This window comes from Lactobacillus nasalidis, assembly GCF_016587775.1.
Lineage (GTDB): Bacteria > Bacillota > Bacilli > Lactobacillales > Lactobacillaceae > Lactobacillus > Lactobacillus nasalidis.
Genome location: NZ_BOCG01000111.1, coordinates 1 through 9,634, shown reverse-complemented (window position 1 = coordinate 9,634; position 9,634 = coordinate 1). Strand labels below are relative to the sequence as shown.

Here is a 9,634-nt window from a genome sequence, read left to right as displayed (position 1 = left end):
ACAAGCTATTCACAAATATATCGATTACTACAACAACGTAAGAATCAAAACAGGACGAAAAAACATGACCCCGATTGAATATCGGAATCATGTTCTAACAACCTTAACGGCGTAATACTAATTTGTCCCAATTTTGGGGGTCACATCATTCCTTGTTTAGGGGAAAAGCTTTTTTATTTGCAAAACTACTGCCAGGTCAAGGGCAGCTGGCCGTGGGTCATGCGGACGGGGTCAGGCAGGGAAAAGTCTGCTGGCTCCAGGGTGACCTTGTTGATAACCTGTGGATCAACCGGCTCGTTGACCTCGACGCCTTCATAAGGGAAGTCCGTGACCGGCCGGGTTTTGACCTGGCCCAGGCGCTCTATTTCGTCAAAGCCGGCAACGACTTTGGCAAAGACCGGGTAGGTCCCGGTGAGCTGCGGCTGGTCGGTCAAGGGAAAGAAGACTTCACAGCCCGCCAGCCCCAGTTCATCGTAACCGCCCATGCAGGCCGTGGCCGCGGTGACGGGCAAGGGAGTTAGGCCGGGATGCAGGTCGAATTCGTTTGGCAGGAGGTATTTGGCCTCCTTTTTGCCAAAAGCATTATAGCTGAGGTCGACCCACTTGCCGGGAACGATTCGCTGGATTGCGTGGCCGTCATAGATGTGGTGCTTGACGGCCCAGACGAAGCTGGCGCAGGTGTTGGGAGCAGCGTCTGGCAAAAGTTCCAGGACGATCTTGGCTCCGTTTTGCATCCAAAAGACTGCTTTAGCCATGGCTGACCTCCTTACTTGAAGTAGGCCCGGGTGTAGTCGGCCGTGCCGGTAGTGTTCCAGAGCACGCCGCGGAGGTTGGAGCTTACCAAGTGGTCTTCAACTTCGGTGCAAAGCGGGATGACCGGGTTGTCCTTGCTCAGCTGCTTTTGGGCGTTCAAGAGGTTCTTGAAGTAAGCCTTTTGGGAAGTAGCGTTCTTGGACTTGGCCAGGCTGAGCTGCTTGTTGAAGTTCTTGCTGGTGTACTTGCCGAAGTTGTGGGAGTTGTCCAGTTCCTGGGTTTCCAGCTCGCTCATTGGGTCGGCGTAGTCGTTGAGCCAGTAGCTCAGCTGCAGGTCGAAGTCGCCCTTGACGGCCAGGTTGTAGGCAGACAGGAAAGGTAGGGACTTGACGTCGACTTTGACGCCGGAGAGCTTGCTTTCAATCTGTGACTGGAGGAATTCAGCCTGGTTCTTGTCAGTGGAAGTGTCGTAGCCGACTAAAGTCAAGGTGACGCTGGACTTGCCCAGTTCCTTTAAGCCTTCTTTCCAGAGCTTCTTAGCCTTGGCAACATTGTAGGTTTCTTTAGGCTTAGCTACAGTAGCGAAGTCTTTATTGGTGCCAGGGTACTTGGCAGCGCCTGGTGAAGAGTAGGTGTAGGAAGGCTTGGAGCCGTTGGCCATGACTTTTTCGGCCAGCTGCTTTCTGTTGATGACCAAGTAGAGGGCTTGGCGGAGCTTGTCGTTGCTTAAAGCGCGGCCCTTGGCCTGGTTGGTGCGGATGAAGTAGTTGCCGGAGCGGTCGACCTGCTTTAAGTGCTTGTCGTTTTGCAGGCCTTGGGCAGTGGTACCACTGATCAAGGCGTCATCCAGGCTGCCCTGTTGGAAGAGCTGGTGGGCGGTGTTGGCTTCCTTGACGACTTGGTACTTGATCTTGGTCAGTTTGACTTCAGATTTGGCGTAGTAGTTAGGATTCTTGACCAAAGTCCAGGTGTTTGAACCGGCCCTCCAGCTGCCAAGCTTGAAGGCGCCGTTTGAGGCGAAGGTCTTCATGCTGGTGCCGTACTTTTTGCCGTATTTCTTGACCAGTTTGGTGTCTTGCGGCAAGAAGCTGGTCATGGTCAGTTTCTTGGTGAAGGTTGGGATTGGGTATTCCAGGTCAACGACCAGCTTGTGCTTGCCGGCCGCTTTGACGCCCAAAGTTTCAGCCTTCTTTTTGCCATTTTGGATGGCAGTAGCATTCTTGATGCCCTGGTAGATGTAGCTGTAGCCGGACAGGGCGGTTGGGGCCACCCCTCTTCTCCAGGCAGTGACGAAGTCCTGGGCGGTCACGTCATCGCCGTTGGACCATTTGGCGGTCTTGAGGTAGAAGGTGTAGCGCTTGCCGCCATTGGACTTGACCGTCTTTTTGGCTAGGGCAGGAACTGGATTGTTGTTCTTGTCTGAGCGGAAGAGGCCGTCGTCCATTTGGTTCAAGACGTCCCAGATTGGCACCGTGGTGCTGGCTGACTGGTCAAAAGTGGCGATCGTGTCGCTTTCCATCAGATTCAGGGTCGTTTTGGCCGTTGACGAGGTTGACGATTTGCCGCAGGCACTGAGCAAAAGCCCAGCCGCTAAAGCTGTGGCAAGTGGAATCTTTTTCCCCATGTTGTTCTCCTATTTACACACATTCTACGGGTAGACATATATTAAAATAACATTAAGAATTTTATAATCATAATTTAACAGCTGCGGACAGAATTGTCAATTAGAAAATGGTTATGAATTTTTTGCAGAAATATTTCTGAAAGGGTTTTAAAAAGTCTGAAAAATAGCTTTTCTTTTTAACTAATGAAAAAAATCACAAATTTCGATTGCAGGCAGTTTATACTAGTGTTACGATCACGGGTGAAAAGATTGTTAGGTACATAACTGAAAGAAGAAAGAACATGAAAGCAGGTAAATACACAGTTGACGCGCAAGGCCATAATGGCAAGTTTAAGGTTACGGTGACAGTTGACCAGGACCGGATTCAAGATGTCACGGTTGCAGAAGGAGAGACTGCGGGGATTTCCGATGAAGCTGTAAAGCGAATCCCTGAAGCAATTGTGAAAGGACAAACTTTGAATGTGGACGCAGTTTCCGGTGCTTCACTGACCAGCCGCGGAATTATTGACGGGGTCGGTCAGGCAATTGAATTGGCTGGCGGGGATGCGGCTGAATTTAAGAAACGGCCGAAATACCAAGCTGCTGAAACTGAAAGCGGGGAAGTAACGGTTGACGTTGCTGTTGTTGGCGCCGGCGGTGCTGGCTTTACCGCTGCTGTTCGGTCTTTACAAAATGGCTTAAAGGTAGCTTTACTGGAAAAGGCGCCGACTGTGGGCGGCAACACGATGCGGTCTGGCGGCTTTTTGAACGCGGCTGATCCAGAATGGCAAAACAAGTTCCCAGCCTTGCCTGGGGAAAACGTCACCCTGGAACAAATGATGGAAGTTAAGGAAGAAGAAATTGCTCCGGAATACCGAGAAGATTTCAAGGAGATGCAAAAGCAGATCAAGGCTTACCTGGACAGTGGAAAAGATTATCTCTTTGATTCTGTTTTATTCCACCGCTTGCAAACTTATCTTGGCGGCAAACGGGTTGATTTAAAAGGCAATGAAATCTACAGCGATTACTCCCTGGCCAAGACTTTGACTGATCATGCTTTGGAATCAGTCAAATGGCTGGCTTCAGTCGGTGTTGAATTCAACATGTCAGCTGTGACCATGCCGGTCGGGGCCTTGTGGCGCCGGGCCCACAAGCCGGTAGAAAGCGACGGCTTTGGTTACATCAAGGCTTTGAAGAAGTACTATGATGAACATGGCGGACAGACATTTACTGATGCCAAGGTAACTGACCTCTTGCTTGAAGACGGCCGGGTAGTTGGCGTGAAGACTGACAAGCTGACCGTACACGCCAAGGCGGTGATCTTGACGGCTGGCGGCTACAGTGCCAACACCAAGATGCTGCAAAAGTACAACACTTACTGGGATGATATTCCGGACAACATGAAGACCACGAATGCCCCGTATATTACCGGTGACGGAATCAAGCTGGGCTTGGAAGCTGGCGCGGCTTTGGTCGGCATGGGCTTTACCCAAATGATGCCGGTTGCTGACCCGAAGACTGGCGAATACAACACTGGTCTGCAAGTTCCGCCAGCTGACTTTGTCATGGTCAACCAAAAGGGTGACCGTTTCGTCAATGAATATGCCGGCCGTGACACTTTGGCAAAGGCGGCGATTGCTAATGGCGGTCTCTTCTACCTGATTGCTGATGAAACGATCAAGAATTCAGCCTACAACACCGATGAAAACAAGATTAAGCAAGAAATTGCCAATGGGCAATTATACAAGGCTGACACTTTGGAAGAACTGGCAAAGCAAATCAAGGTTGATCCAGATCACTTATTGGCAAGCATTAAGAAGTACAACCAATATGTTGATCAAGGGGATGACCCGGAATTCCACAAGAGTGTCTTTGACCACCGGGTTGAAAATGGCCCATTCTACGCTACTCCGCGCCAGCCAGCCATGCACCACACCATGGGCGGGCTGAAGATTGATGCTGGCGCCCATGTTTTGAACGAAGCTGGAGAAAAGATTGCCGGACTTTACTGTGCCGGGGAAAACGCTGGTGGCGTTCACGCTGGTAACCGTCTGGGCGGCAACGCCTTGGCTGATGTCTTTACCTTCGGCCGGATCGCGGCAGACAGCGCCAAGAGTGAACTTGCAGCTGACACTGTCAGCGGGGCTTCTCACTAAGAGCACCAATTCACTTTTACATCTAACGAAAAAGAGTACTGATCACTCACTTGTGTGAGCGGGTCAGTACTTTTTTCTTTGCTATTTTATTTGTCGTTTTTAAAGCCTTCGTAATGCGTCATGCAGGAATAGATCACCAACCGGTGATCTTCAATGCGGTAGACCAGGCGGTCGGAATGCGTAACCCGGCGGGCCCACCGGTGCTGCGAGTCCTTCTGCATCCCTTCCGGCCGGCCAATCCCCGTATAAGGATGGCGCTTGATGTCTTCAATCAGCTTGTTGATGCGCTTGACGATCTTGTTTTCGCCCTTAGAATACCAGGTCAGGTATTCGCCCCAGGCGCGGTCAGTCCAAATCAGGTCCATTTTTTCCCTCCTTCAGCGGGTCGCTGGCGGCAAACTTTTGCCCGTAGATGTATTCAAACAAGGCCTGGTACTGCTTGTAGAGCCTTTCTTCATTGGCGGTGCTGCGCGGGAAAAAGTAGTGGTGGCCTACCAGATCCACCGGCAGATAGGCCTGCTTGGCGATCTGGTGGGGCTGGCTGAAAGCATCGAGTTTGATTCCCGCTCCCCGTAGCTTGCCGGCTCCCTTGTAATGGTCGTCTCTTAAATAAGCCGGCATCGGGTGGGCATTTGGATTTTCCGCGTCCAGCTTGGCTCTGGCATAAGTCCAGCGAACAGAATCCGACCGCGGACAGATGCAGAGCAGCATCGTGGCCATGGTCAGAGCCGATGTCGCCCGGGGCAAGCCGATCTCCAGAGCCGTGTTGGCCAAGGTGATCACCTGGGTGACGGTTTCCGGGGCCGCCAGGCCGACCGTCAAAACGGCCGCGTCCTTCAGTCTTCTGGCAACCGAGTCCAAATCCCCGCTTTCCAAAAGCACCGCCAGATAATACAAGGCCGCGTCAGTGTCTGATCCCTCAATTGAATCCTGGAAGGCAGACAGGTAGTCGTAGTGCTGGGTCGCGTCCTTGTCGTAGGCAAAATGCTGGCTTTTGGCAAAAGCTGCCACGTCTTCCATGGTGACTTTTTCTGGATGCATGGCGTTCAAGGTGTCCAGGATATTCAAGGCCACCCGGGCGTCCCCGTTAGCCGAATTGGCAATGGCATGCGCTTCTTGGTCTCCCAGGTCAAACTTCAGGTATTCAGCCGCGGCCCGCTTTAAGACCGGCTCAATGTCTTCGGCTGAAAGGGGACTGAATTCAAAAATCTGACAGCGCGACCGGATCGCCGGCACGATGCTCATGACCGGGTTTTCCGTCGTTGCCCCGACTAAAAGGATATGCCCGTTTTCCAGATAGGGCAGGAGGTAGTCCTGAAGCGGCTTGGTCAAGCGGTGAATCTCGTCCAGCAAAAGCACGAAGCTCTCCTCTGGGTGCTTTTTAATCAAAGCCTGCAGCTGGGTCTTGTTTTGAATCGACGCGTTGAAAGACTCAAAAGGCAGGCCCAGGCTTTTGGCCATGACGCCGGCCAAAGTGGACTTGCCGCTTCCCGGCGGGCCCCACAGAATCAGGCTCAGCGGAATCGCCTGGTCAATGATCTGCCGCAAGGGCTTGCCCGGGGCCAGCAGCTGCTTTTGCCCGGCCATCTGCTCCAGCGTTTGCGGCCGCATCAAGTCGGCCAAAGGTTGTTTTAACATCTTGTCACCTCGCTTGCTTTTCCAGTTTTTTTATCCAAAAACCAGTATACATGTATTTTAGAAAATAACAAGTGATCAGTATAAAAAACCCCCGGGAGCAGGTCTTGCCCCCGGAGGTTGTTTTTATCTGCTTTGCGGCAAATTTTAGAAGTCGAAAGCCAAAGCGCCCATTGGGTCCCATGGCAAAAGTTCGATTGGGTTCTTCTTGCCTTCGTCGTAAGCCTGCTTGATTTCGTCTGGCAGGTAGGCCTTGTTCAAAACGGCCTGGTAGACGAATTGGTCAAACCATTCGTCGCTCATGACGAAGTAGCCCTTGAAACCAGGCTTGTCGCCCCATGAGTTTTCGATCTTCCACTTGGTTGGCTTGTCGTCGACCAGGTCAACGGCGGTGATGACCATGGCGTGGTTCATCATGCTTTCGCCGGAGTCCAGCCGGTCAGCCTTGGACATGGAGAAGTCGTAGTCAAACAGTTGGTCTCTTTGGTAGATCTTGGTGTCCAAAAGGCCGGCTTCGCGGTCGCCGCCCTTGGAAACGTCTGAACCGAACCAAACGACTTCGCCTTGCTTCAATTGGTTGACGATCAGCTTCTTGAATTCGGACAGTTCCAGGTTCAAGTGGCGGACTTGCCGGCCGCCAACCACGTTGCCCAGGTATTCAACTGAGAAGACTTTGTTGTAAGGCTTGTCAGCAGTAGGCCCGTTGATGACTGAGATGTAGTTTTCCAGGTCCCAGCCGATGTACTTCTTGAAGAAGTCTTGCGGGGTGATGTCCTTGTCGATGTGGTAGTTGCCGTCATCGTCAGTGTATTCGAAGTTGAAGCTCTTTGGCGGCAGGCCCAAAGAGGTGGCCAGCATGCGGAAGATGGCGTCCAGCAGTTCTGCCTTGTGGGCTTCAACTTCTTCTTCGCTCTTGCCTTCGTTTACCAAGGCCCGCAGTTCCAGGCCGCCCTTTCTGAGCATGGTGTTCAAAGTGTCGTCAAGGGCGCGGGAGTTTTCAGAGTTGGCAGTTTCCGGGTAAACCTTCTTCGGCACGATCCCGTACTTTTCAATCAAGCCGCAGAGCATGTCCCATTGCCCGCCGTCTGATTGCGGAGTGGCGAAGAGGAAGGAAACCTTCCGGTCACCCAGCGGCTTGTCGGCTGAGCCGATCACGTTTTCAAAGAAGAAGTTGGACTTTTCAAACTTGTCCCAGAAGAAGGTGTAGCTTTGTGACAGTTCAAAGCCCTTCAGCTTGAATTCCTTTTGAATTGAGTGGCGCATGGTGTTCAAGGCACTGAACATCCAGCAGCGGCCGGACTGCTTTTGGTTGGTAACTGAACCAGTGTCGATTTCAACGGAGAAGGTTGGGTCCAGGTCGATCTTGCTTTGCGTGTTCTGGCTGGCCTTGAAGATCCCGTTGGTTTGAGCAGCGTTGGCGGCTACGCCGTAAGCCGGGTGCTTGCTCAGGTTGCTGGTGAAGTCTTCGATCGTGTCGAAGCTGATTTCTTTTGACATGCTATTGCCTCCTATTTGTTTTTGAAAATACGTCTAAGCCCTATTTTAGCCTATTCAAAAAGTTCCGTCTATCAAATCAGCCTAATTTGCCGGCTGTCCGGCCCAAATGTTCGCAAATTCCTGGTGACTCTGGAAATAAGCAATGGCTTTTGGGTCCAAAGGCCAAACTTTTAAGCCGGTCGCTTGGCAGACCTGCTTGACTTCTTCCATTACCTGGTCCATGACGTCTGCTGGGGCAGCTGGCGCGATAAAAAGCTGGTTCATGACCCAGACCGGGCCGCTTTTGCGTTCGATCAAAAGCAGGGGACTTTTGGCAAGCAGGCGGCCGTCAGCCGTGACAGCAATGACTTTTTCCGTTTCGTTTGGCATGTTTTTTCCTTTCAGAGCGGCAAACATTTTGGGAACGTTGCTTTTTCCCTTGCCGTCTTAATTAGTGTAGAATAGATGTCTAGATAATTAAAGGAGCAGAACACTAATGAACAGAGTAAGAGGCTTTGAAGTCGTCAAGAAGTATGAAGGAAAAGGCCTGACCCTGCCGCGGCGGCAGACTTTGGCCAGCGCCGGCTACGACCTTGAAGCGGCCCGCGACGTCACTATTCCCAGCATCTGGAGTCTGAATTTCGTCAGAATCTTCCGCATGATCAGAAACGGCCATGACCTGATCGAAAGCGACCTTTTGGAAGCTGAACAGGTCTTAAAGCCCATCCTGGTCCCAACCGGCATCAAGGCCTACATGCCGGAAGACGAGGTCTTGATCCTGGCCAACCGGTCATCCAACACCTTCAAGCGGAACCTTTCCCTGCCAAACGGGATCGGCGTCATCGACAGCGACTACTACAACAACCCCAACAATGAAGGGGAAATTTTCGTCCAGGTTTTGAACTACGGGGTCCGCCCGCTCAAGATCAAAAAAGGCGAGCGGATTGCCCAGGGGATCTTCCTCAAATACCTCAAGACCGACGACGACCAGCCGGTTGAAAGCCAGCGCCTCAGCGGCTTCGGGTCGACCGGCAAGAAGGGCGGCAAGTAATGGCCAGAAGCAGAACCCAGTACAAGTGCCGCTCCTGCGGCTACATCTCGGCCTCCTACCTGGGCCGCTGTCCCAACTGCGGGGCTTGGAACCAGTTTGAAAAGGAAAGCCAGGAGGTCCGCCAGACTTCAACCAAGGCCACGCCCAGCCGCCTGATGGCCAGCGTCGGCGCCAAAGAAGCCGTCAAAATGTCCTCCGTCAAGGCGGAAAAAGAAGAGCGCGTGATGACCAAGTCTTCGGAACTCAACCGGGTCTTAGGCGGCGGGATCGTGCCGGGCTCTTTGGTTTTGATCGGCGGGGACCCCGGGATCGGCAAGTCCACTTTGATGCTGCAGATCATGAGCGACCTGGCGGACAAATACAAGGTCCTCTATGTTTCCGGGGAAGAGTCGGCCAGCCAGATCAAGCTGCGGGCTGACCGCCTGGGCCTGGGCCAGAGTCCCATGCTCCTTTACCCGGAGAGCAACATGGAACACATCCGCGACCAGATCGACGACGTCAAGCCAGACTTCGTGGTCATCGACTCCATCCAGACCATGAACGAGCCCAGCCTGGACTCCATGGTCGGGTCGGCTTCCCAGGTCCGGGAAGTTACCGCCGAACTGATGAAGATCGCCAAGCTCGACCAGATCACCGTCTTCGTCATCGGCCACGTGACCAAGGAAGGGTCCATTGCCGGCCCGAAGATCCTGGAGCACATGGTGGACACCGTCCTTTATTTTGAAGGCGACGAGCACCATGCCTATCGGATCCTGCACTCGGTCAAGAACCGGTTCGGGGCGGCCAACGAAATCGGCATGTTTGAAATGAAGAACGAGGGCTTGGCAGAAGTCACCAACCCGTCGGCCGTCTTTTTGGACGAGCGCCTGCCCGACTCAACCGGGTCAGCCGTGGTCGTTTCTTTGGAAGGAACCCGGCCGATCCTGGGCGAAATCCAGGCCCTGGTGACGCCGACGGCTT

10 protein-coding genes are annotated in these 9,634 nt (G+C 52.8%); 4 read left to right on the top strand and 6 right to left on the bottom strand.

Annotation, left to right across the window (positions count from 1 at the left end; translation table 11 throughout):
* A partial coding sequence (locus tag lacNas_RS01670; RefSeq protein WP_191669675.1) for an IS3 family transposase occupies positions 1-115 on the top strand: 115 nt, incomplete at its 5' end.
* Between the two features lie 70 nt (positions 116-185).
* Here the strand turns inward: lacNas_RS01670 and lacNas_RS01665 are convergent.
* Both lacNas_RS01665 and lacNas_RS01660 read right to left on the bottom strand, forming a co-directional pair.
* On the bottom strand, positions 186-755 hold the full coding sequence (locus lacNas_RS01665) for a peptidylprolyl isomerase (protein ID WP_201331290.1): 570 nt from the start codon (positions 753-755) through the stop codon (positions 186-188).
* A gap of 11 nt (positions 756-766) precedes the next feature.
* The gene (locus tag lacNas_RS01660; RefSeq protein WP_201331289.1) at positions 767-2,377 is read right to left on the bottom strand and encodes a peptide ABC transporter substrate-binding protein; all 1,611 of its coding nucleotides are present in this window, start codon (positions 2,375-2,377) and stop codon (positions 767-769) included.
* Positions 2,378-2,658: 281 nt separating this feature from the next.
* Between lacNas_RS01660 and lacNas_RS01655 the strand changes: the two genes are divergently transcribed.
* Entirely contained in the window at positions 2,659-4,512 is a 1,854-nt protein-coding gene (locus lacNas_RS01655) for a flavocytochrome c (RefSeq protein ID WP_201331288.1), read from the top strand.
* A gap of 86 nt (positions 4,513-4,598) precedes the next feature.
* Here the strand turns inward: lacNas_RS01655 and lacNas_RS01650 are convergent, their stop codons facing one another.
* The 4 genes from lacNas_RS01650 to lacNas_RS01635 all read right to left on the bottom strand — a co-directional run bounded on the left by lacNas_RS01650 (position 4,599) and on the right by lacNas_RS01635 (position 8,013).
* Positions 4,599-4,877: a Txe/YoeB family addiction module toxin gene (locus lacNas_RS01650; RefSeq protein WP_201331287.1), complete on the bottom strand. Its 279-nt coding sequence runs from the start codon at positions 4,875-4,877 to the stop codon at positions 4,599-4,601.
* Positions 4,858-6,150: an AAA family ATPase gene (locus lacNas_RS01645; protein ID WP_201331286.1), complete on the bottom strand. Its 1,293-nt coding sequence runs from the start codon at positions 6,148-6,150 to the stop codon at positions 4,858-4,860. The genes lacNas_RS01650 and lacNas_RS01645 overlap by 20 nt, the downstream gene beginning before the upstream one ends.
* A 144-nt stretch (positions 6,151-6,294) precedes the next feature.
* Positions 6,295-7,644 carry an aminopeptidase C gene (gene pepC, locus lacNas_RS01640; protein ID WP_201331285.1) on the bottom strand — a complete coding sequence of 450 codons (1,350 nt, stop codon included), beginning with the start codon at positions 7,642-7,644 and terminating at the stop codon, positions 6,295-6,297.
* Positions 7,645-7,725: 81 nt separating this feature from the next.
* Positions 7,726-8,013 carry a hypothetical protein gene (locus tag lacNas_RS01635; protein WP_201331284.1) on the bottom strand — a complete coding sequence of 96 codons (288 nt, stop codon included), beginning with the start codon at positions 8,011-8,013 and terminating at the stop codon, positions 7,726-7,728.
* A 106-nt stretch (positions 8,014-8,119) separates the two neighbouring features.
* Here lacNas_RS01635 and lacNas_RS01630 point away from each other — a divergent pair, with 106 nt between their 5' ends.
* Both lacNas_RS01630 and radA read left to right on the top strand, forming a co-directional pair.
* The gene (locus tag lacNas_RS01630) at positions 8,120-8,674 is read left to right on the top strand and encodes a dCTP deaminase/dUTPase family protein (RefSeq protein WP_201331283.1); all 555 of its coding nucleotides are present in this window, start codon (positions 8,120-8,122) and stop codon (positions 8,672-8,674) included.
* On the top strand, positions 8,674-9,634 hold a 961-nt coding region (gene radA, locus lacNas_RS01625; RefSeq protein ID WP_201336245.1), incomplete at its 3' end, for a DNA repair protein RadA. The genes lacNas_RS01630 and radA, both read left to right, overlap by 1 nt.

Coding starts and splice junctions, on each gene's coding strand:
- lacNas_RS01665 (WP_201331290.1), bottom strand. CDS start 755: ATGGCTAAAGCAGTCTTTTGGATGCAAAACGGAGCCAAGATCGTCCTG.
- lacNas_RS01660 (WP_201331289.1), bottom strand. CDS start 2,377: ATGGGGAAAAAGATTCCACTTGCCACAGCTTTAGCGGCTGGGCTTTTG.
- lacNas_RS01655 (WP_201331288.1), top strand. CDS start 2,659: ATGAAAGCAGGTAAATACACAGTTGACGCGCAAGGCCATAATGGCAAG.
- lacNas_RS01650 (WP_201331287.1), bottom strand. CDS start 4,877: ATGGACCTGATTTGGACTGACCGCGCCTGGGGCGAATACCTGACCTGG.
- lacNas_RS01645 (WP_201331286.1), bottom strand. CDS start 6,150: ATGTTAAAACAACCTTTGGCCGACTTGATGCGGCCGCAAACGCTGGAG.
- pepC (WP_201331285.1), bottom strand. CDS start 7,644: ATGTCAAAAGAAATCAGCTTCGACACGATCGAAGACTTCACCAGCAAC.
- lacNas_RS01635 (WP_201331284.1), bottom strand. CDS start 8,013: ATGCCAAACGAAACGGAAAAAGTCATTGCTGTCACGGCTGACGGCCGC.
- lacNas_RS01630 (WP_201331283.1), top strand. CDS start 8,120: ATGAACAGAGTAAGAGGCTTTGAAGTCGTCAAGAAGTATGAAGGAAAA.